We start from the raw sequence: 306 nt of genomic DNA, 5'->3' as shown, positions 1-306 counted from the left end.
AAAGAGGAGCTCGAAGACGAGGAGTTGGGATAAGGCTTGCGCGGATAAAAGCTTCACAAATCAATGAAGTTTGGAGCCTGGATTTTATGTCGGATCGGCTTGCAAATGGAAAAAAAATCAGATGACTCAATATGGTAGATGAGTTTACTAGGGAGAGTTTGAAAATGATTATAGACACATCTCTTTCCGGATTAAGAGTGATAAGGGAGTTGGAAGAGTTAATTAAATACAGAGGGTATCCGAGACGAATTATCAGTGATAATGGAACTGAATTCACAAGCAGGGCTATTTTAAAATGGTCGGAGG

1 protein-coding gene is annotated in these 306 nt (G+C 39.9%); it reads left to right on the top strand.

What is annotated here, in order from left to right; all coding sequences use genetic code 11:
- Positions 1-131 precede the first annotated feature (131 nt).
- The coding region (locus TY19_RS12325; RefSeq protein ID WP_445082238.1) for an integrase catalytic domain-containing protein at positions 132-306 on the top strand (175 nt) is incomplete at its 3' end.

Source organism: Candidatus Protochlamydia sp. R18 (assembly GCF_000648255.1).
Taxonomy (GTDB): domain Bacteria; phylum Chlamydiota; class Chlamydiia; order Chlamydiales; family Parachlamydiaceae; genus Protochlamydia; species Protochlamydia amoebophila.
This window is presented reverse-complemented; position numbering and strand designations above follow the sequence as displayed.